This is a genomic window from Streptomyces sp. NPDC002138 (genome assembly GCF_040296485.1).
GTDB lineage: Bacteria > Actinomycetota > Actinomycetes > Streptomycetales > Streptomycetaceae > Streptomyces.
Genome location: NZ_JBEOXE010000007.1, coordinates 1 through 20,127, shown reverse-complemented (window position 1 = coordinate 20,127; position 20,127 = coordinate 1). Strand labels below are relative to the sequence as shown.

At 72.7% G+C, this 20,127-nt stretch carries 17 protein-coding genes; 9 read left to right on the top strand and 8 right to left on the bottom strand.

Annotation, left to right across the window (positions count from 1 at the left end; all coding sequences use genetic code 11):
- Positions 1-112: 112 nt before the first annotated feature.
- Together ABT084_RS06280 and ABT084_RS06275 are read right to left on the bottom strand one after the other, a co-directional pair.
- Positions 113-664, bottom strand: a complete 552-nt coding sequence (locus ABT084_RS06280; protein ID WP_351038634.1) for a methylated-DNA--[protein]-cysteine S-methyltransferase — start codon at positions 662-664, stop codon at positions 113-115.
- A 69-nt stretch (positions 665-733) separates the two neighbouring features.
- Complete coding sequence (locus ABT084_RS06275) at positions 734-1,750, bottom strand: glycerophosphodiester phosphodiesterase (protein WP_351038632.1); 1,017 nt, start codon at positions 1,748-1,750, stop codon at positions 734-736.
- 399 nt (positions 1,751-2,149) lie between these two features.
- Between ABT084_RS06275 and uvrB the strand changes: the two genes are divergently transcribed.
- The 4 genes from uvrB to ABT084_RS06255 all read left to right on the top strand — a co-directional run bounded on the left by uvrB (position 2,150) and on the right by ABT084_RS06255 (position 8,306).
- Positions 2,150-4,279 carry an excinuclease ABC subunit UvrB gene (gene uvrB / locus ABT084_RS06270; protein WP_351038631.1) on the top strand — a complete coding sequence of 710 codons (2,130 nt, stop codon included), beginning with the start codon at positions 2,150-2,152 and terminating at the stop codon, positions 4,277-4,279.
- A gap of 83 nt (positions 4,280-4,362) precedes the next feature.
- Positions 4,363-4,941 (top strand): TerD family protein, encoded by a 579-nt coding sequence (locus ABT084_RS06265; RefSeq protein ID WP_351038892.1) that lies wholly within the window; start codon positions 4,363-4,365, stop codon positions 4,939-4,941.
- Between the two features lie 61 nt (positions 4,942-5,002).
- Positions 5,003-7,027: a TerD family protein gene (locus ABT084_RS06260; protein WP_351038629.1), complete on the top strand. Its 2,025-nt coding sequence runs from the start codon at positions 5,003-5,005 to the stop codon at positions 7,025-7,027.
- Between the two features lie 286 nt (positions 7,028-7,313).
- Positions 7,314-8,306, top strand: a complete 993-nt coding sequence (locus tag ABT084_RS06255) for a TerC/Alx family metal homeostasis membrane protein (protein WP_351038627.1) — start codon at positions 7,314-7,316, stop codon at positions 8,304-8,306.
- Between the two features lie 17 nt (positions 8,307-8,323).
- Here ABT084_RS06255 and ABT084_RS06250 read toward each other — a convergent pair whose 3' ends face one another.
- The 3 genes from ABT084_RS06250 to ABT084_RS06240 all read right to left on the bottom strand — a co-directional run bounded on the left by ABT084_RS06250 (position 8,324) and on the right by ABT084_RS06240 (position 11,166).
- Positions 8,324-9,616, bottom strand: coding sequence for an MFS transporter (locus tag ABT084_RS06250; RefSeq protein ID WP_351038890.1), 1,293 nt, complete (start codon positions 9,614-9,616; stop codon positions 8,324-8,326).
- 194 nt (positions 9,617-9,810) lie between these two features.
- Positions 9,811-10,467 (bottom strand): MBL fold metallo-hydrolase, encoded by a 657-nt coding sequence (locus ABT084_RS06245; protein ID WP_351038625.1) that lies wholly within the window; start codon positions 10,465-10,467, stop codon positions 9,811-9,813.
- A 9-nt stretch (positions 10,468-10,476) separates the two neighbouring features.
- Positions 10,477-11,166 (bottom strand): maleylpyruvate isomerase family mycothiol-dependent enzyme, encoded by a 690-nt coding sequence (locus tag ABT084_RS06240; RefSeq protein ID WP_351038623.1) that lies wholly within the window; start codon positions 11,164-11,166, stop codon positions 10,477-10,479.
- 180 nt (positions 11,167-11,346) lie between these two features.
- Between ABT084_RS06240 and uvrA the strand changes: the two genes are divergently transcribed.
- A complete protein-coding gene (gene uvrA / locus ABT084_RS06235) occupies positions 11,347-14,355 on the top strand; it encodes an excinuclease ABC subunit UvrA (protein ID WP_351038622.1) in 3,009 nt (1,002 codons plus the stop codon).
- A gap of 297 nt (positions 14,356-14,652) precedes the next feature.
- On the opposite strand, the gene ABT084_RS06230 is transcribed toward uvrA, so the two are convergent.
- A complete protein-coding gene (locus tag ABT084_RS06230; protein WP_351038620.1) occupies positions 14,653-15,303 on the bottom strand; it encodes an NAD(P)-dependent oxidoreductase in 651 nt (216 codons plus the stop codon).
- Positions 15,304-15,372: 69 nt separating this feature from the next.
- Between ABT084_RS06230 and ABT084_RS06225 the strand changes: the two genes are divergently transcribed.
- Positions 15,373-15,987 carry a TetR/AcrR family transcriptional regulator gene (locus tag ABT084_RS06225; RefSeq protein WP_351038618.1) on the top strand — a complete coding sequence of 205 codons (615 nt, stop codon included), beginning with the start codon at positions 15,373-15,375 and terminating at the stop codon, positions 15,985-15,987.
- Here the strand turns inward: ABT084_RS06225 and ABT084_RS06220 are convergent.
- The gene (locus ABT084_RS06220; protein ID WP_351038616.1) at positions 15,977-16,855 is read right to left on the bottom strand and encodes a carbohydrate kinase family protein; all 879 of its coding nucleotides are present in this window, start codon (positions 16,853-16,855) and stop codon (positions 15,977-15,979) included. The two genes, ABT084_RS06225 and ABT084_RS06220, sit on opposite strands and share 11 nt — an antisense overlap.
- Before the next feature lie 85 nt (positions 16,856-16,940).
- Here ABT084_RS06220 and ABT084_RS06215 point away from each other — a divergent pair, with 85 nt between their 5' ends.
- A complete protein-coding gene (locus ABT084_RS06215) occupies positions 16,941-17,372 on the top strand; it encodes a Rieske (2Fe-2S) protein (protein ID WP_351038614.1) in 432 nt (143 codons plus the stop codon).
- Positions 17,373-17,411: 39 nt separating this feature from the next.
- Here the strand turns inward: ABT084_RS06215 and ABT084_RS06210 are convergent, their stop codons facing one another.
- Positions 17,412-18,464: a hypothetical protein gene (locus ABT084_RS06210; RefSeq protein ID WP_351038612.1), complete on the bottom strand. Its 1,053-nt coding sequence runs from the start codon at positions 18,462-18,464 to the stop codon at positions 17,412-17,414.
- 228 nt (positions 18,465-18,692) lie between these two features.
- Between ABT084_RS06210 and ABT084_RS06205 the strand changes: the two genes are divergently transcribed.
- Positions 18,693-19,286, top strand: a complete 594-nt coding sequence (locus ABT084_RS06205) for a papain-like cysteine protease family protein (RefSeq protein ID WP_351038610.1) — start codon at positions 18,693-18,695, stop codon at positions 19,284-19,286.
- Entirely contained in the window at positions 19,283-20,098 is an 816-nt protein-coding gene (locus tag ABT084_RS06200) for a hypothetical protein (protein WP_502968847.1), read from the top strand. The genes ABT084_RS06205 and ABT084_RS06200 overlap by 4 nt, the downstream gene beginning before the upstream one ends.
- Positions 20,099-20,127 lie beyond the last annotated feature (29 nt).

Below are 20,127 nucleotides of genomic sequence, written 5' to 3'. Positions count from 1 at the left end.
GGGCCGTGCGGGGCGGGGGACGGCGGGCGGGGCCGCGGCAGCAGTCACCGGCGCAGTGTCGCACCGCCCGCCCCGCGGGGGAACCGGATAGTTCCTGGTCAGCTGCTCATGCTCAGAACAGTGGCTGTGGAAGAACGCCCTCCAGGGCCAGCAGGGCCCGCTTGGTCTCCACCCCGCCGCCGAAGCCGCCGATCCCGCCCCCGTTCTCGACGACCCGGTGGCAGGCCACGACCAACGGCAGCGGATTGGACCCCATCGCCGCGCCCACGGCCTGGGCCGCGCCCGGCTGGCCGACCCGGGCGGCCAGCTCGCCGTACCCGACGACCGCCCCGTACGGCACGGAGCGGTCCAGCTCCTGGAGCACCTGGCGGTGGAAGCCGGAGCTGAGGCGCCAGTCCAGCGGCAGCGCGAAGCGCCGCAGGTCGCCCGCGAAGTAGGCGGCGAGCTGGCGTATGGGCTCGGCCAGCAGCGCCTCTTCGCCCGGCGCCGGGCGCAGGGCCGCCGCTCCGAGCCGGGTGACCAGCGGCTCGATCATCTCCGGCGACGCATGGAACTCGACCTTGACCAGACCCTCCGGGGTCGCGGCGAGGAGGAGCGGACCGATGGGGCTCGCGACCACGGTCCATTCGAGGTGCGGCCCCCGGGGCCGCTCGGTGCTGTCCACCCGACCACCGTACGACGCCCCACCGACAACGCCCCCGGGAACCGGGTCCGGCCCCGGGGCGCGGGCGGGTCAGAACCCGTACACCGTCCGGCGCACCACGTCGGGAGCGTTGGAGATGATGCCGTCCACGCCCATCTCCACGACCCGCTCGGCCGTGTCCGGGTCGTCCACGATCCAGGTGTCCACCTCCATGGCCCTGCCGTGCGGCCCCTTGAGGGCGTGCACGTCGTCCACCCAGTCGGCCGAGATCTCCCGGAACCAGGGGTTGATCCGGTCGGAGAACGCGGCGTACCGCGCCAGCTCGTCCTCCGGCGGGGCGCCGAGGAAGGCCGTCACCAGGTCGGGCCGCAGCGTGTGGACCAGGGCAACGGAGTCGGCGCTGAAACTCTGCACGACCAGCCGGGAGGCGACGTGCCGTGCGTCCAGCCAGCCCGTCCGGTCGAGCAGGTCCAGGAGCTGCCGCTCGATCCCGGGGTACAGCTCGGGCTTCTTGACCTCCAGCAGCAGTCGGCCCTGGTTGCGCTGCACCCGGTCCAGGTACTGCCGCAGGGTGGGGATCCGGGCGCCCGCGAATTCGGGACGGAACCAGCTGCCCGCGTCGAGCCGGGCGATCTCCGCCGCCGTGAAGTCCTTCACCCGCCAGGGACTGCGGCCCGGGAACACTTTCTGGACGTCGGTCGTCCGCTTGAGGGTCTCGTCGTGGATCACGACGAGCACGCCGTCCTTGGTGCGCTGGACGTCGTTCTCCACCCAGTCGATGCCCAGCCGGGCGGCCAGGTCGATGGACTCCAGGGTGTTCTCCGGGGCGTACGCCGAGGCCCCGCGGTGGGCGTAGATCACCGGCAGGCCGAGCAGCCCCGGCAGCGGTCCCGGCCGGGGCTTGGTGAGCGGGCGCGCGAGCCGCGGCGCGGACAGCGGCCCCGCCCCCGGCACCGCGAGCGGACGCGGACGCGGGAGCGGCCCGGCGGCGGGGCGCCCCACCGCCCCGGCGGCGGAGCGCGGCGGGGTGGCGGAGGCCGGGCCGCCCATCGCGCAGAGGGTGATGCCCAGCACGGCGGCAGCCGCGGCAACGGATCGGACGTACATGGGCGGTCTCCTCGAGTGATGAGTGGGTCGACCGGCGGCCCGGCCGGACACGCGGACGGGCGCGGGGCGACGGCGAGGCGGGGCGGGGGCCTGGACGGGCGGGGGGCGACGGCGGGGCGAGGCGGGGCGGGGGCCTGGACGGGGGGCGGGGGCGGCTGGACCCCGCCCCTGTCGGCATATTTGACGGTCTGTCGTGGAAGGTGACTGCCTCATCGCGATGATGCCGTTCACGATCACGCCGTCGCCACCGAACTACGACAAACGGACCAGGGTCACTCTGCGTCCCGGGGCGTCACGGACGCGTGTCGGGTGCAGGTCGGACGGGGAGCGGACGGCCGCCGCGGGGCGTCCGGGGCGCGCGGATGCGTGAGTGTCAGTGGGGGGCCGTACGGTTGACTCATGCGGCCCGTATCGAAGATCGAACGCACGGTGGCGCCTTTCGAGGTCGTCAGTCCCTACCAGCCCAGCGGCGACCAGCCCGCGGCCATCGCCGAGCTGGAGAAGCGCATCCGCGCGGGTGAGAAGGACGTCGTCCTGCTGGGCGCGACCGGCACCGGCAAGTCGGCCACCACGGCCTGGATGATCGAGAAGCTCCAGCGCCCGACGCTGGTCATGGCACCGAACAAGACGCTGGCCGCCCAGCTGGCGAACGAATTCCGCGAGCTCCTGCCGAACAACGCCGTCGAGTACTTCGTCTCGTACTACGACTACTACCAGCCCGAGGCGTATGTTCCGCAGTCGGACACCTACATCGAGAAGGACTCCTCCATCAACGAGGAGGTGGAGCGGCTGCGCCACTCCGCGACGAACTCCCTGCTGACCCGGCGCGATGTCATCGTGGTCGCGTCCGTCTCCTGCATCTACGGCCTCGGCACCCCGCAGGAGTACGTCGACCGGATGGTCTCCCTCAAGGTCGGCGAGGAGTTCGACCGCGACCAGCTGCTGCGCCGTTTCGTCGACATCCAGTACACCCGCAACGACGTCGCCTTCACCCGCGGCACCTTCCGGGTCCGCGGCGACACCATCGAGATCTTCCCGGTGTACGAGGAACTCGCGGTCCGCATCGAGATGTTCGGCGACGAGATCGAGGCCCTCTCCACCCTCCACCCGCTGACCGGCGAGGTCATCAGCGAGGACCGCGAGCTGTACGTCTTCCCCGCGAGCCACTACGTCGCCGGTCCCGAGCGCATGGAGAAGGCGGTCAGGGGCATCGAGGCGGAGCTGACCGCGCGCCTCGACGAGCTGGAGAAGCAGGGCAAGATGCTGGAGGCCCAGCGACTGCGCATGCGCACGACCTACGACCTCGAGATGATGCGGCAGATCGGTTCCTGCTCCGGCATCGAGAACTACTCGCTGCACATGGACGACCGCGAGCGGGGCAGCGCGCCCAACACCCTCATCGACTACTTCCCCGAGGACTTCCTCCTCGTCATCGACGAGTCGCATGTCACCGTGCCCCAGATCGGCGCGATGTACGAGGGCGACGCCTCGCGCAAGCGGACCCTGGTCGACCACGGCTTCCGGCTGCCCTCCGCGCTGGACAACCGCCCGCTGAAGTGGGAAGAGTTCCAGGAGCGGATCGGCCAGACGGTCTACCTGTCGGCCACCCCCGGCAAGTACGAGCTGTCGCGCGGCGACGGGTTCGTCGAGCAGATCATCCGGCCCACCGGCCTGATCGACCCCGAGGTCGTCGTCAAGCCGACCGAGGGCCAGATCGACGACCTGGTGCACGAGATCCGCCAGCGCGTCGAGAAGGACGAGCGGGTCCTGGTCACCACCCTCACCAAGAAGATGTCCGAGGACCTCACGGACTACTTCCTGGAGCTGGGCATCGCCGTGCGCTACCTGCACAGCGACGTGGACACGCTGCGCCGGATCGAGCTGCTGCGGGAGCTGCGGGCCGGGGAGTACGACGTCCTGGTCGGCATCAACCTGCTGCGCGAGGGCCTCGACCTGCCCGAGGTGTCGCTCGTGGCGATCCTGGATGCCGACAAGCAGGGCTTCCTGCGCTCCGGGACCTCGCTGATCCAGACCATCGGCCGCGCGGCGCGCAACGTCTCCGGCCAGGTCCACATGTACGCGGACACCATCACCCCGGCCATGGCGCAGGCGATCGACGAGACCAACCGCCGCCGGGAGAAGCAGGTCGCCTACAACACGGCCCGCGGCATCGACCCGCAGCCGCTGCGCAAGAAGATCAACGACATCGTCGCCACCATCGCCCGCGAGGAACTCGACACCGAGCAGCTCCTCGGTACCGGCTACCGGCAGGGCAAGGACGCCAAGGCGCCGGTGCCCGCGCTGGGCGGCCGCGCGGCCAAGGGCGGCAAGGCCGCGAAGGGCGGTGCCAAGGCCGAGGTGCTGACCGACCGGCCCGCGGCCGAACTGGCTTCGCTGATCGAGCAGATGACGGAGCGGATGCGGGCGGCCGCGGCCGAGCTGCAGTTCGAGGTCGCGGCCCGGATCCGGGACGAGGTCGGAGAGCTGAAGAAGGAGCTTCGGCAGATGAGGGAAGCGGGCCTCGCCTGAGCCCGGCGCGGTCAGTAGTGTTCGGGCGTGGAACAGCCACAGGTACTCGCTGCCTGGGGGTGGCTATGGAGAGGGGACAGCACGTGACGGTCAACATGACCAAGGGTCAGGCCATCAGTCTGGAGAAGTCGGACGGAGGGACGCTGACCGCGGTCCGCATGGGCCTCGGCTGGCAGGCCGCCAAGCGCCGCGGCCTGTTCGGTTCCCGTACCCGGGAGATCGACCTGGACGCCTCCGCGGTGCTCTTCGCGGGCAAGGACCCCAAGGACGTGGTCTTCTTCCGGAAGCTGCAGAGCGACGACGGCTCGGTCCGGCACACCGGTGACAACCTGGTCGGCGGCGCCGGTCAGGGCGGCGACGACGAGTCGATCCTCGTCGACCTCCAGCGCGTGCCGGTGCACATCGACCAGATCGTCTTCACGGTGAACTCGTTCACCGGACAGACGTTCCAGGAGGTGCAGAACGCCTTCTGCCGCATCGTCGACGAGACCAACGGCCAGGAACTGGCCCGCTACACGCTCGACGGCGGCGGTCAGTACACCGCGCAGATCATGGCGAAGGTGCACCGGGCGGGCAGCGGCTGGAAGATGACGGCCCTGGGCAACGCGGCCAACGGCCGCACCTTCCAGGACCTGCTGCCGGCGATCCTGCCGCACCTGTAGGCACGCCGCCCGCCGCGGCGGGCGCACAAGAGAACACGTACGACGGGGGAGGGGCTGCACGATGACGGCCGAACTGGTCCGGGGGCAGAACCACCCCCTGTCCCGGCACCGGGTGGAGATCAGGGTCTCGGCGGGCACACCCGTGCTCGCCGGCGCCGCGCTGGGCGACGACCGGGGCCGGCTGTCCGGCCCCGGCTCCCTGGCCCACCCGGGGGCGCCCCGGGTGCCCGGGGTGGAGGTGCCCGTGGCCGCCGCCGCGCGGCACGCCTTCCCGGTGGACCTGGACGCGCTGCCCGCCGCCGTGCACAAGGTCGGGGTGGTGCTGGCGCTGCCGCCGGGCGGTCCGCCCCGGTTCGGCGCGGTGGCGGCGCCGTACGTCGTCGTGGCCGCGGCGGACGGCGACGAGCTCGCGGGGTACACCCTCACCGGGCTCGACGCGGAGACCGCGGTCGTCGCGCTCGAGCTGTACCGCCGCCAGGGCGCCTGGAAGGTCCGCGCCGTCGGCCAGGGGTACGCCGACGGGCTCGCCGCCCTCCTCGCCGACCACGGCCTGAGCGCCCCGGCCGCCGAGGAGGCCGCCGCCCGCGCCCACGCGGCCGCCGGGGTCCCCGCCCCCGCCGACGCGCCGCCGGCCGACGCCCGGCCGGTGGACGCCGTGCCCGCCGACGCCGTGCCCGCCGACGCGGTACCGGTCGCGGGCTCGCCGTACTCCTCCGGCGCGGTGCCGGGCACGGGGCCCGCGCCCGCGGCCTGCGACACCCCGACCCCGCTCGCGACCCCGGTCGTCCCGCAGGGCCCGGTCCCCGGGCCGGTGCCCCCGCCGCCACCGGCGGACCCGGTCGCCGACCCGGAGGGGCCGCCCACCATCAGCTACGCCCACCCGCGCCGCGCCCGCACCGACGCACCCCCGCCGCCCGCGCCGCAGGCCCCGCCCGCACAGCCCGGCGAGCCGCCCCGCCCGGTCGCCGGTGACGCCACCGGGTGGTCCATGGACGAGCGGCTGTACAACCAGGTCTGGGGCATGTTCGAGGACCTGGCCCGCTCGGTCGCGGCCTACCGCGGCGCGGCCGAGTACGCCGAGTCCCGGATGGAACGCGAGCTCGACGAGGCCCTCGCCGACCCGCTGGGCCGCCTCGGCGGCTCCGGCGACAGCGCCCGCGAGAGCGCCACGGCCCGCCGCGACGACCTCGTCGCCCAGGCCCGGGCCGTCCTCGACCGGGACCTCGCCCAGCTCACGGCCGAGGTGGAGGTGGTCGAGCCCGCGCTCCCCGCCGCCTTCGCCCGCTGGGACAACCCCGTCTGGCACGCCCACCGGATCCCCGCCGAGGCCCCGCTCGCCCTGCGCCTGGGCGATCTGCACCTGCCCGAGTGCCCCGGCCTGCGCATCCCCATGCTGGTGCGGTTCCCGCAGGAGCGCGGCCTGTGGATCGACAACGGCCGGACCGGCTCCGAGGCCGCGATGATGGCGGACACCGCCCCGCTGCGCCGGGCCGCCATGGACATGGCCGTCGCGCACGCGGTGCGGCTGCTCGCCGTGCACCCCGCGGGCCGGTTCTCGGTGCACGTCATCGACGCCGCCGGGGCCGGGGCCGACTCGCTGGCCCCGCTGGTGCGGGCGGACGTACTGGCGGCGCCGCCCGCCGCCGGGTCCGCGGGCGTCACGCAGACCCTGGCGCGGCTGACCCGGCGGGTGGACCTCGTACAGATGGCGCTGCGGGCGGGAGCGCCCGAGGACCTGCCGGCCGACCTGGACACCGCCGAGCAGCTGCTCATCGTCCACGACTTCCCGCACGGCTTCGACGACCGGGCCGTCACCCAGTTGCGCTACCTGGCCGACGAGGGACCCGAGGTCGGAGTGCACCTGCTGATGGTCGCGGACCGCGACGAAGCGTCGGCGTACGGGCCGCTGCTGGACCCGCTGTGGCGCTCGCTGATGCGGCTGTCACCGGTGCCGGACAACCACCTCGCCGATCCCTGGGTCGGACATGCCTGGACCTTCGAGGCGGCGTTCCCGCCGCCGGGCAGCCGGGTCCTGGACCAGGCGCTGGACCGGATCGCGGAGGCTCGTAGACGATCCGGCGGCTGATCCGGGGCTGATCCGGGGCTGGTCCGGCGGGTCGGCGCGGACCCCCGCGCCTGACCATCACCTGACCTTCTCTTGGCTTTCTCTTTACCTTCGGCGGTCCTGGCGGGTACGCTGTGGAGTGCGGAGGGGAGTATTCCTGCTTTCCTGCTACGGCGTCCCCGTCAATACGGACCGTGACCGGTCCCGGGGCGTCGGCCCACGGCCTCCTGGTCGCCCGGGTGGAAGAGACCTCCGGCAGCGATGACGCTGACGTAGTGCTGAGCCATCCGCCGGAGGCGTGTTCGACATGGACGTTTCGTGGACCCTATGGGTGCTGACCATTCTCGGTCTGAGCATCCTCATCGGAGCCGACTTCTTCATCGGCCGTAAACCGCACGACGTATCGGTCAAGGAAGCGGGCATCTGGACGGTCGTCTGGATCGCCCTCGCCGCGCTCTTCGGCCTCGGCCTGCTGATCTTCGGCAACGGCCAGGCCTCGCAGGAGTTCTTCGCGGGCTTCATCACCGAGAAGTCGCTGAGCGTCGACAACCTCTTCGTCTTCGTCCTGATCATGGCGAAGTTCGCGGTGCCCTCCCACCTCCAGCAGCGGGTGCTGCTCGTGGGAGTCCTGATCGCCCTGGTGCTGCGCGCGATCTTCATCGCGGCCGGCGCCGCGATCATCACCAGCTTCTCCTGGGTCTTCTACATCTTCGGCGCGTTCCTGATCTACACCGCGTGGAAGCTCATCCAGGAGGCCCGCAAGGACGAGGAGGACGAGGAGTTCGAGGAGAACCGCCTCCTCAAGTCCGTCGAGAAGAAGTTCGGCGTCGCCGACAAGTACCACGGCACCAAGCTCTTCATCCAGAACAACGGCAAGCGCGTCCTGACGCCGCTCATGGTGGTCATGCTCGCCATCGGCACCACGGACATCCTCTTCGCCCTGGACTCCATCCCCGCGATCTTCGGCCTCACCCAGGACCCGTACATCGTCTTCACGGCCAACGCCTTCGCCCTGATGGGTCTGCGCCAGCTGTACTTCCTCATCGGCGGCCTGCTCAAGAAGCTGGTCCACCTCAGCTACGGCCTGTCGATCATCCTGGGCTTCATCGGCGTCAAGCTCGTGCTGCACGCCCTGCACGAGTCCGGGGTGCATGTCCCCCAGATCTCCATCCCGGTCTCGCTCGGCGTCATCTGCGGCGTGCTGGTGATCACCACGATCACCAGCCTGATGGCCTCGAAGAAGCAGGCGGCCGCCGAGGCCGCCGCCCTCGAGGCCGCGTCGCAGGACCGCGTCGCCTGAGGCGCGCGAGGTACCGCTCAGGCGGGGGCGGCCGCTTCGGCCGCCCCCGCCGTGCGTGCGGCCACCACCGGATTCGTCTCCGGCAGCAGGGCGAAACAGGCGAAACTGACCAGCGAGATCCCGGTCAGATACGCGGCCACGCCCCAGGGCGGCCCCGAGCCCCCGGCCAGCGCGGTCGCGACGATCGGCGTCAGCGCTCCGCCCAGCACCCCGCCCAGGTTGTAGCCGACGGACGCCCCCGTGCACCGGACGCGCGGCGGGTACAGCTCCGGCAGGTACGCCCCCACCACCGCCAGCATCGTCACCATCCCCAGCAGCGCGCCCAGGCAGCCCAGCGTCATCAGCAGGGGATCACCCGTGTGCAGCAGGGCCACCAGCGGGAACATCCACAGCGCGCAGGCCGCGCTCCCGGCCAGGCAGAGCGGCCGCCGCCCGTACCGGTCGCCCAGCACCGCCACCAGCGGCGTCACCGCGCCCTTGACGGCCACCGCCACCATGACGCAGGCGAGCATCACGCTGCGGCCGACCCCCAGGTGCTCGCAGGCGTAGGCCAGCGACCAGGTGGTCACGGCGTAGAAGACGGCGTACCCCACGGCGAGCGCTCCGCCGGTGAGCAGGAGCAGGCGCCAGTGGTCGCGCACCACCTCCGCCACCGGGGCGCCGGCCCGCCGGTCGTCGGCGGCCAGCGCGCGGAACTCCGGGGTCTCCTCGACCGTCCGGCGCAGCCACAGCCCCGCCAGCGCGAGCAGCCCGGCGGCCCAGAAGGGCACCCGCCAGCCCCAGGACGTGAACCGCCCGTCGGTGAGGGTGGCCGACAGCCCCAGCATCAGCCCGTTGGCCAGCAGGAATCCGACGGCCGGGCCCATCTGCGGGAAGCTCGACCACAGGCCGCGCCGGTTCGCGGGGGCGTGCTCGGCGGTCAGGAGCACCGCCCCGCCCCATTCGCCGCCGACGCCGAGCCCCTGGAGGAAGCGCAGCAGGAGGAGGAGCAGGGGGGCGCCGACGCCGATCGAGGAGTAGGCCGGTACGCAGCCCACCGCCACCGTGGCGAGCCCGGTGAGCGCCAGGGACGCGAGCAGCACCGGCCGCCGGCCGTACCGGTCGCCGACGTGACCGAAGAGCACCGAGCCCAGCGGGCGGGCGAGGAAGCCGATGCCGAAGGTGCCGAAGGCCGCGAGGGTCCCGGCGAGGGGCGAGAAGGTGGGGAAGAAGAGGGGGCCGAGGACCAGGGCCGCGGCGGTTCCGTAGACGAAGAAGTCGTAGAACTCGATGGCGGTGCCGACGAGCGAGGCCGAGGCGAGGCGCGCCATCGAGGGGGAGCGGCCCGGGCGCGGACGCGGGGCGTGATCTTGGTGCATGGTGCAGCAAATACCCCGGGCGAGGGGGTGCGGGCGGGGGATCGGGCCGTCCCTCACCGGAAGGAGTGCACCGGGGTGCCGGAGTTGACGCGGGCCGCCCCTCCCGGTGGGGAGTGGCGGCCCGGACGTCGTGTGACGAGGTGCTTCTACCAGCCGCGCTCGCGCCACTCCGCGAGGTGCGGGCGCTCGGCGCCGATCGTGGTGTCGTTGCCGTGGCCCGGGTAGACCCAGGCCTCGTCCGGGAGCTGCTCGAAGAGCTTCTCCTGGACGTCGTCGATCAGCTGGGCGAAGGCCTTCGGGTCGCCCCCGGTGTTGCCGACGCCGCCCGGGAAGAGGCAGTCCCCGGTGAACACGTGCGGGTGCCCGTGCGGGTCGTCGTAGACCAGGGAGATCGAGCCCGGGGTGTGGCCGACCAGGTGGCGGGCGGTCAGCGCGATCCGCCCGAAGGTGATCGTGTCCCCGTCCTCGACCGGGACGTCGGTCGGCACCGGGATGCCCTCGGCGTCGTACCGCCCGGCGTAGGTCCGGGCTCCGGTCGCGTCGACCACCTCCCGGAGCGCGCCCCAGTGGTCACCGTGCTGGTGGGTGGTGACGACGGAGGTGATGCCGTCGTCACCGATCAGGCTGAGCAGGGTGGCGGCCTCGGCCGCCGCGTCGATCAGCAGCTGCTCGCCGGTCGCCCGGCAGCGCAGCAGGTAGGCGTTGTTGTTCATGCCGCCCACGGCGACCTTGGAAATCATCAGGTCCGCGAGTTCATGCACGTCGGCCGGACCGCCGACCTTCACCGCTCCGCTGTAGGTCATGAGCTGATCCTAGAGCGGCGGGAGGAGCGGGAGGGGACCGCCCGCGGTGGTGAGGGCGTCGCCCTTGTCGCCGCGCCCCGCGAGCCAGGCCAGGAGCTGGGCCGGGGTGCCGGACAGCGTGACGGGGGTGCCCTCGGCGGAGCCGGTGTGCCAGGTGCGGCCGTCCCCGGGGGACAGCGTCACCGGCGGCACCTCGGGATGCCCGGACCAGCGGTCGGCCAGGAACTCGATCTCGCGGGTGGTGAACTCGTCCGGGAGGTCCTCGAGCTCGTAGCCGATCCCGAGGTCCACGTGGTGCAGCTCGATCTCGACCAGGCGGCGGAAGGGGACGCGGGAGGCGCTGTCGGTGACCCCGTTGCGCAGCTCGACCGTGCGGGACCAGTCCTGCGGGGCGTCGGCGACGGCCTGGAAGGCGGCGGCGGAATTCCGCAGGTCCTCCAGCTGTTCCACCAAAGGCCGCCCGGCACCGTGCTCGATGTCGGAGTCGCGGGCGGTGGCGCTCTCGTACATCGGACGCCCCTCGAACACATTCACGAGGGCGTCGGCGTTCCGGGAGAGATGGGCGAGGACGTGACCCCGGGACCAGCCCGGCAGGCGTGACGCCTCGGCCACGGCGGCGTTGTCCAGTTTCGCGGCCGCGGTCAGCAGTCGGTCCGTGGCTTCGCGTAGGGATCGCAGGTCGTGCACATGATCAATCATGGGGCCGACCCTAGCGCCGCCACACGATCGGGTGAAGCACTCTTCGGAGTGCCGTAAATCGAATGCACGTGCTATACGCTCGGAGAACAAGACACACCATCCCTGCGACGCCTCCCGGCCCCCATACTCTGGATCGCCGGGGCCCGTCCCCCCGCTCTCTCAAGAAAGGTGCGGACCGGCGTGACCGACCGTCTCATCGTTCGTGGCGCTCGCGAGCACAACCTCAAGAACGTCTCGCTCGACCTGCCCCGCGACTCACTCATCGTCTTCACCGGACTCTCCGGGTCGGGCAAGTCCTCCCTGGCCTTCGACACGATCTTCGCCGAGGGCCAGCGCCGCTACGTCGAGTCGCTGTCGTCCTACGCCCGCCAGTTCCTGGGGCAGATGGACAAGCCCGATGTCGACTTCATCGAGGGCCTCTCCCCGGCCGTCTCGATCGACCAGAAGTCGACCTCCCGCAACCCCCGCTCCACCGTCGGCACCATCACCGAGGTCTACGACTACCTCCGCCTCCTGTTCGCCCGCATCGGCAAGCCGCACTGCCCCGAGTGCAGCCGCCCGATCGCGCGGCAGTCGCCGCAGGCGATCGTCGACCGGGTGCTCGCGCTGCCCGAGGGCAGCCGCTTCCAGGTGCTCTCGCCGCTCGTGCGCGAGCGCAAGGGCGAGTTCGTCGACCTCTTCGCCGACCTCCAGACCAAGGGTTACAGCCGGGCCCGGGTGGACGGGGAGACGATCCAGCTCTCCGAGCCGCCGACGCTGAAGAAGCAGGAGAAGCACACGATCGAGGTGGTCGTCGACCGCCTCACCGTCAAGGACGGCGCCAAGCGCCGGCTCACCGACTCGGTGGAGACCGCCCTCGGGCTCTCCGGCGGCATGGTGATCCTGGACTTCGTCGACCTGGCCGAGGACGACCCCGAGCGTGAGCGGATGTTCTCCGAGCACCTCTACTGCCCGTACGACGACCTGTCCTTCGAGGAGCTGGAGCCGCGCTCCTTCTCCTTCAACTCCCCCTTCGGCGCCTGCCCCGAGTGCACCGGTATCGGTACGCGCATGGAGGTCGACCCCGAGCTGATCATCCCCGACGAGGACAAGTCCCTCGACGAGGGCGCGATCTCCCCGTGGTCGCTCGGCCACACCAAGGACTACTTCCAGCGGCTGATCGGCGCGCTCGCGGGCGAGCTGGGATTCCGTACGGACATTCCCTGGGCGGGCCTGCCGCAGCGGGCCAAGAAGGCCCTGCTGTACGGGCACAAGACCCAGATCGAGGTCCGCTACCGCAACCGGTACGGGCGCGAGCGGGCCTACACCACGGCCTTCGAGGGGGCCGTGCCGTTCGTCAAGCGGCGGCACTCGGAGGCGGAGAGCGACACCAGTCGCGAGCGCTTCGAGGGCTACATGCGCGAGGTGCCCTGTCCGACCTGTGAGGGCACCCGGCTCAAGCCGATCGTGCTCGCGGTGACCGTGATGGAGAAGTCCATCGCCGCGGTGTCCGCGATGTCGATCAGCGAGTGTGCCGAGTTCCTGGGCGAGCTCCGCCTCGACGCGCGCGACAAGAAGATCGCGGAGCGGGTGCTCAAGGAGGTCAACGAGCGGCTCCGCTTCCTCGTGGACGTCGGCCTGGACTACCTCTCGCTCAACCGCGCGGCGGGCACGCTGTCCGGCGGCGAGGCCCAGCGCATCCGGCTGGCCACGCAGATCGGCTCCGGCCTGGTCGGCGTGCTGTACGTGCTGGACGAGCCGTCCATCGGCCTGCACCAGCGCGACAACCACCGGCTGATCGAAACTCTGGTGCGGCTGCGGGACATGGGCAACACGCTGATCGTCGTCGAGCACGACGAGGACACCATCAAGGTGGCCGACTGGGTCGTGGACATCGGCCCCGGCGCCGGTGAGCACGGCGGCAAGGTCGTGCACAGCGGCTCGCTCAAGGAGCTGCTCAAGAACTCCGAGTCGATCACCGGGCAGTACCTGTCCGGGAAGCGGTCCATCGAACTGCCCCTGGTGCGGCGGCCGGTGGACGAGAGCCGCAAGCTCACCGTCCACGGCGCGCGGGAGAACAACCTGCGCGACATCGACGTGTCGTTCCCGCTCGGCGTCCTGACGGCCGTCACCGGTGTGTCCGGTTCCGGCAAGTCCACGCTGGTCAACGACATCCTGTACACGCACCTGGCGCGCGAGCTGAACGGTGCGCGGGCGGTGCCCGGGCGGCACACCCGGGTGGACGGCGACGACCTCGTCGACAAGGTCGTCCATGTCGACCAGTCGCCGATCGGCCGCACCCCGCGGTCCAACCCGGCGACGTACACCGGTGTCTTCGACCACGTGCGCAGGCTGTTCGCCGAGACGATGGAGGCGAAGGTGCGCGGCTATCTGCCGGGCCGCTTCTCCTTCAACGTCAAGGGCGGCCGGTGCGAGAACTGCTCCGGCGACGGCACGATCAAGATCGAGATGAACTTCCTGCCGGACGTCTACGTCCCGTGCGAGGTCTGTCACGGGGACCGGTACAACCGGGAGACGCTCGAGGTCCACTACAAGGGCAAGTCCATCGCCGAAGTGCTGAACATGCCGATCGAGGAGGCCCTCGGGTTCTTCGAGGCCGTTCCGACGATCGCCCGGCACCTGCGCACGCTGAACGAGGTCGGGCTCGGCTACGTCCGGCTCGGGCAGTCCGCGCCGACGCTGTCGGGTGGTGAGGCGCAGCGCGTGAAGCTGGCGTCCGAGCTGCAGAAGCGGTCGACGGGGCGGACGGTGTACGTGCTGGACGAGCCGACGACGGGTCTGCACTTCGAGGACATCTCGAAGCTGATCAAGGTGCTGTCGGGGCTGGTCGACAAGGGGAACTCGGTGATCGTCATCGAGCACAACCTCGATGTCGTCAAGACCGCCGACTGGGTCATCGACATGGGTCCCGAAGGTGGCTACGGCGGCGGCATCGTGGTCGCGGAGGGTACGCCGGAGCAGGTCGCCTCCGTGGGGGCGAGCCACACCGGGAAGTTCCTGCGGGACATTCTGGGGGCGGACCGGGTCTCCGATGCGGAGGCGCCTGTGGCGCGGGCCGTGGCGAAGAAGCGGGCCCCGGCCAAGAAGGCGGTGGCCACCGCGAAGAAGGCCACCGCGAAGAAGGCCACCGCGAAGAAGGCGGCGGCCCCGGCTCCGGCGAAGAAGGCGACCCGGGCCCGCAAGGCCTAGGCCGTCTCCGGGGCTCCGCCCCGGGCCCCGCGCCTCAGACGCCGGCGGGGCTGAGTTCGGCTGCGGGTGTGGGTTTGCCCGCGGGTGGCTCGGTCCTGCGGGCTGGGGCTCTGGCCCGGTGGTCGCGCCTCAAACGCCGGCGGGGCTGAGTTTGGCCGCGGGTGTGGGTTTGCCCGCGGGTGGCTCGGTTCCGCTGGCTGGGGCGGGGGCCCCGTTGGGCACTCTCGGCCTGCCCGGCGGTTGAGGGCGACCGCGGGGGTGGCCCGCGGAGACCGTGGAGGGCCCCCGGCTCGGGGGTCAGGTGGCTACGCCTACCGCGTGGCGCTCGGTGGCGGGGTCCGTCAGGGAGGTCAGGAGGGCGTCCGCCACGTCCGCCCGGGGGATGGTCCGGGCGGCCCGGACGTTCGCGTCGACGGCTCGGCGGTACGAGCCGGTGCCCGGCTTGTTCAGGAGGCGCGGCGGGCGGACCACCGTCCAGCACGTGTCGCTGGCGCCGATCACCGCCTCCATGACCGCCAGGTCCGCGTACACGTCCCGCAGGGCCCGCCGCAGCAACGGCAACAGCACCGAGCGGGTGAGCACCCCGTCCTCCGCGTGGTCCGGCCCCAGCGGCGCCGCGCTGATGGCCGACAGCCGCCGCACCCCCGCCCGGTCCATGGCCGAGACGATCGCGCTGAGCGCCGGCCCGGCCACCGGCGTCAGCCGGGCCTGCTTGTTGCTGCTCGCGCCCAGCGCGGACACCACCGCGTCCCGCCCGCGCAGCACCGGCTCCAGCGCCTCCTCGTCCGTCACATCGGCCACCGTGGCGACCCGGAGCCGCTCGTGCTCCGGCACGGTCAGCCGCGCCGGGTCCCGCACCACCGCGGTGACCTCGTGACCCGCGTCGAGTGCCTGGCGTACGACCTCGCGGCCCACGCCTCCGGTCGCTCCGAACACCGTGATCTTCATCTTCGTCCGTCCCCTCTGCGAGAGGGTGGGTGAGCATTCACTCACCCCTCCCTCCGCTAGGGTGAGTGAATGCTCACTCCGAAGTCAAGCGGCCCCGCCCGGCCCACCCCCCAGCGCCTGCTGGACGCCGCCGAGATCCTCATGCGCACCACCGGGCTCGCCAACGCCACCACCAAGGCCATCGCCCGCGAGGCGGGCTGCTCGGAGGCCGCGCTCTACAAGCACTTCGCGAACAAGGAAGAGCTGTTCGTGCGGGTGTTGCTCGAGCGCACGCCCAACGCGGGCGCCCTGATGGCCGCGCTCGCCGCCGACCCGGGGGAGGGCCCCGTCGAGGAGCGCCTGGCCGAGATCGCCGGGCACGCCGCGCGCTTCTACGCCGACACCATGCCCATCGCCGGCTCCCTCTTCGCCGAGCCGGCCCTGCTGAACCGGCACCGCGAGGGCCTGCGGGAGATCGGCCTGGGCCCGCACGTGGTGCTCGACGCCCTCGTCGACTGCCTGCGCCGCGAGCGCGAGCACGGCGAGATCCGCCCCGACGCCGACCCGCGCGCGGCCGCCGCGCTGCTGCTCGGCGCCTGCTTCCAGCGGGCGTTCTTCCTGCACTTCTCCGGCCCGGCGGCCGTCCAGCCCGTCGCGGACTTCGCCCCGGCCATCGCCCGTACGGTGTGGGCCGCTATCCGCTGAGCCGGTCGGCGTACGGCGGCTCCGCGCCCGCCCGCGTGCAGGTCAGGGCGGCCGCGTGGGCGGCGTACCCGAGCACCTCGGGCCAGTCCACCGGCGCGCCCGGGGCGCTCGCGAGGCGGTGCAGGAGCGCCGCGTTCACGGTGTCGCCCGCGCCGATCGTGTCCACCACGGCGACCCGCCGCGCGGGCACCGAGAACCGCCCGCCGTCGCGGGTCCACACCGCGAGCCCCGCCGCGCCCCGGGTCAGCACCACCGCCGCGGGCCCCGCGGCCAGCCACTCCTCGGGGCGCCCGCCGAGCCAGGCCGCGTCCTCCTCGGAGAGCTTGAGCACGGTGACGTACGGCAGCCACGACAGGAAGCGGGAACGATACGCCACCGGGTCCGCGATCAGCGCCGGCCTGATGTTGGGGTCGAGCAGGGTCAGCAGCCCGCGTGCCGATTCCCGGCGCAGCAGGGCCTCGTAGGCACTCGCACCCGGTTCCAGTACGAGCGAACACGTGCCCAGGGCCAGCGCCCGCGCCCCGGCCGGAAGCGCGTCGGGCAGGGCGAACAGCCGGTCGGCGGTGCCCTCGACGTAGAACCCGTAGGCGGCCGAGCCGTCGGGGGCGAGCGACGGCACGGCCAGCGTCGTGGGCTCCGGTCCGCGCTGGACCGGCGACACGTCCACCCCCGCCGCCCGCAGCCCGGCGAGCAGCATCTCGCCGAAGCCGTCCGTCGACACCCGGGAGCAGAAGGCCACTTCGGCGCCGAGCCGGCCCAGCGCCAGCGCGGTGTTGTACGGCCCCCCGCCCGCCCGGGGCACGAGCGCGCCCGGCGGCCGGGCCACGGGCACCAGGTCGATCAGGGCTTCTCCACCGACGACGATCACGCGGGGAAGGTATCCCATCGAAGCGCCCGGACGGGCGGCGGTATCGTCGGGCGGGCCGTCCACGCCGAACCGCCAGGAGACCCTCATGTCCGCGCCGCAGTCAGCCGCCGCCCGCCGCACCGTGCTCAAGGGCGCCGCCGCCCTCGCCGGGACCGCCGGGGCCGCGGTCGCGCTCGGCGCCTGCTCGCCCGGGAGCGGCGGCGGCGCCGCCTCCGCGACCCCCACCGCCCCCGTGGACCTGGGCGCCGCGGCCGACGTACCGGTGGGCGGCTCGAAGCTCTACCGGGAGCAGAAGCTCATGGTGCACTGCCCGGCCCAGGGCCAGTACGCGGCGTTCAGCGCCCAGTGCACCCACGCGGGCTGCGTCCTGGACAAGATCGTGGACGGGCACGGCACCTGCCCCTGCCACGGCAGCCGGTTCGACGCGGCCACCGGCAAGGTGGTGCAGGGCCCGGCGACCGACCCGCTGCCGTCCGTCCCGGTCCGCGCCGAGGGCGGCAAGCTCATCGCGGGCTGAGCCCGGCCCGGCAGCTCGCCGACCGGGCCGCGGCGCCGCTCAGTCCCACTCCCAGCAGATCCCCAGGATGCCGCGCCGGACCCCCTGCTCCACCAGGTGGACGGCGCGGTGCCCGCCGCTCGGGGTCAGCGGCGACAGCTCGCTGCGCGGGGCGCCGGGCCCCGACTGGCGAAAGCGCCGGCAGCTCACCGGCAGCGCGACCGCGTCGAAGCGGACCTGGAGCACGTACTGGCCGCCCGCGTAGCTGAATCCCCGGACGTACTCGCTGCTGCGGCCGCCGGTGCCGTCCTCGAAGCCGTAACCGAAGACGTACGTGTCCCCGCTGCGCAGCCGCGCGTCGAAGAGCAGCTCGGCCACCACCAGACCCGCCCGCGGATCCCGCCGGATCCGCCCGGTCCGGCAGTTCTCGTACGCCAGCACCCGCACCGCGGCCGGGTCGCAGCCGGGGTCGCCGTGGTGGATGGCCAGGTACCGGTCGATGCCGTCGCGGTGGGCCCGTACGACGTGCTGCGAATCGCGGCCGATCAGCTCGCGGCGGGCGCCGATCCGGACCCGTTCGTGGTGGCCGATGGTGTGCAGCCCCCCGTCCGCCGGGAGGCCCATGCCGGCCAGTAACTCCTCGACGGCCGCCCCCGCGCCGGCCAGCGACCGGTAGGACCGCGAGGCGGGGCGGGCGGTGTCGGTGCCCGCGCCCGGTGGTCCGCCCAGCAGCCGTACGAGCGTGCCCGCGGGGAGTTCCAGGATCTGCTCCAGGGCCCGCACGGCGCGCAGGGATTCGGCGCGCCGGGGCCGCCGGGCGCCCTGCTGCCAGTAACTGAGGCTGGTGACACCGACCTTGATGCCGCGGGCGGCGAGCCGGTGCTGGACCCGGTGCAGGGGCAGGCCGCGGGCGGCGAGCGCGGCGCGCAGCGCGAGGTGGAAGGGGCCGGCCCGCAGCAGCAGGGCGAATTCTTCCGGATTGCCGACCTCCGGATTGCCGGCCTCCGGATTGCCGGCCTCCGGATTCCCGGGGTGCGGATTGCCGCCCGCCGCGGGGCCGCCCCGGCGGCCGCCCGCGCCGCCGTACCCGCTGCTCCGCGCGGTCGGCAGCATGGCGACTCCTTTGTGAACGTTCACGCCTGATGGGGCGGGAGGGTGCGCCGGTGGCGCCCGGGGTCCAGGTGACAGGGCGGCAGCCGTTCACACCCCAGCTTCCCCATTCACACTGCAATGTCACCGCGTATTGAAGCCTGTTGACCTGCTCGCGACAACACCCTGATGCTCCTCCACAGCGTCCGGACGCGCTCCTCCACCCCCACTCCCCACCTCGGGAGGAACGCGATGCGCAACCGAAACCGGCGGCTTTCCCTGGCCGCCTTCCTCACCGCTCTCCTGTTCGCACTGCCCACCGGCACGGCAACCGCCGCCGACGCCGGGGCCGGCAGCGCGACGCTCGCCGCCAAGCGCCTGAACATAACCATGCAGGCCCAGCAGAAGACCAACTGGTGCTGGGCCGCCAGCGGCAACACCATCGCCACCTGGTTCGGCCGCACCTACAGCCAGAACCAGTTCTGCAACGCCGCCTTCAACCGCCAGCAGGGCTACGACTGCCCCAACAGTCAGGCCAGCCTCGACAACGTCCAGACCGCCCTGAACTGGGCCGGCATCAGCTCCGGCTCCTACGTCAGCGGCTGGCTGCGCTACACCACCGTCCAGAGCGAGATCAACGCCAACCGGCCGGTCGAGACCCGCATCCAGTGGGCCAACGGCGGCGGCCACATGCACGTCATCTACGGCTACGACACGGCGAACAGCTGGGTCTACTGGGGCGACCCCTGGCCCTCCAGCGACCGCTACAACTGGGCCTCCCACGCCTGGTACGTCGACAACAGCACCTTCTCCTGGACCCACTCGCTGTACCGGATAGGGGCGTGAGCACCATGGACCGACGCACAGCCGCCCTGGTGACCGGCGCCCTGGCCGCCACCCTGCTGAGCCTGGCCCCGCAGGCCTCGGCCGCCCCCGTCCCGCAGCCCCTGTCCGCCACCGCCGAGACCAGGGCGGCCGCCCACCAGGCCGCCGCGGCGCCCGACACCCTGGCCACCCTCTCCCGGTTCTTCTCCCGGGAGGGCAAGGTCTCGCTGACCGCCGCCCAGCCGCGCATCGAGGGCGACGCGATCCCCGTCAGCTACCTCTCCCCGGACTTCGTCGCGGGCAAGGCGGGCGCGCCCGTGGCCCGGCTGGAGTTCCTCGCCAGCAAGGCGGTGGCCTCCGACGGCCAGCAGGCCGCCCTGTGGACCGCCAAGACCGGGGCGGGCTGGCAGGTGGTGAACATCGCCACCGGCGACGACGAGTTCCGCTACGCGCAGCTGGGCGCGGCCAAGCTTCCCGGCGGTACGGTCTTCCGCGAACCGCAGATCGATGCCTGGTACGTCGCCCAGGGGGCCACGGTCCTGCCGCTGGACGAGGACGCGACCAGGGCGGTGGGGGCGCGGGGGACCAGCCTGGCCGCCTATCGCGATCGGGTCACCCGGGCGTACGGGGACAAGCTTCCCGGGTCCGCCTATGCCGAGGGCGGGAAGGCCGGCGGCTTCGCCCCCACGGAAGCCGGGGCGCTCGCGCTTGCCGGGTCGGGTGCCGGGTCGGACACCGGGGTCGGGGTGCTGCCCGTGGCCGGCGTGCTCGTGCTCGGGGCCGTCGGCGCGGTCGGCGTGCGGCGGGTGCGGCGGCGGGCGGTGCGGGTGTAGCCGCCCGGCGGGGCGGGGTGCGGGCCGCG

Coding starts and splice junctions, on each gene's coding strand:
- ABT084_RS06275 (WP_351038632.1), bottom strand. CDS start 1,750: ATGTACGTCCGATCCGTTGCCGCGGCTGCCGCCGTGCTGGGCATCACC.
- uvrB (WP_351038631.1), top strand. CDS start 2,150: ATGCGGCCCGTATCGAAGATCGAACGCACGGTGGCGCCTTTCGAGGTC.
- ABT084_RS06260 (WP_351038629.1), top strand. CDS start 5,003: ATGACGGCCGAACTGGTCCGGGGGCAGAACCACCCCCTGTCCCGGCAC.
- ABT084_RS06255 (WP_351038627.1), top strand. CDS start 7,314: ATGGACGTTTCGTGGACCCTATGGGTGCTGACCATTCTCGGTCTGAGC.
- ABT084_RS06250 (WP_351038890.1), bottom strand. CDS start 9,616: ATGGCGCGCCTCGCCTCGGCCTCGCTCGTCGGCACCGCCATCGAGTTC.
- ABT084_RS06245 (WP_351038625.1), bottom strand. CDS start 10,467: ATGACCTACAGCGGAGCGGTGAAGGTCGGCGGTCCGGCCGACGTGCAT.
- ABT084_RS06240 (WP_351038623.1), bottom strand. CDS start 11,166: ATGATTGATCATGTGCACGACCTGCGATCCCTACGCGAAGCCACGGAC.
- ABT084_RS06230 (WP_351038620.1), bottom strand. CDS start 15,303: ATGAAGATCACGGTGTTCGGAGCGACCGGAGGCGTGGGCCGCGAGGTC.
- ABT084_RS06225 (WP_351038618.1), top strand. CDS start 15,373: ATGCTCACTCCGAAGTCAAGCGGCCCCGCCCGGCCCACCCCCCAGCGC.
- ABT084_RS06215 (WP_351038614.1), top strand. CDS start 16,941: ATGTCCGCGCCGCAGTCAGCCGCCGCCCGCCGCACCGTGCTCAAGGGC.
- ABT084_RS06210 (WP_351038612.1), bottom strand. CDS start 18,464: ATGCTGCCGACCGCGCGGAGCAGCGGGTACGGCGGCGCGGGCGGCCGC.
- ABT084_RS06205 (WP_351038610.1), top strand. CDS start 18,693: ATGCGCAACCGAAACCGGCGGCTTTCCCTGGCCGCCTTCCTCACCGCT.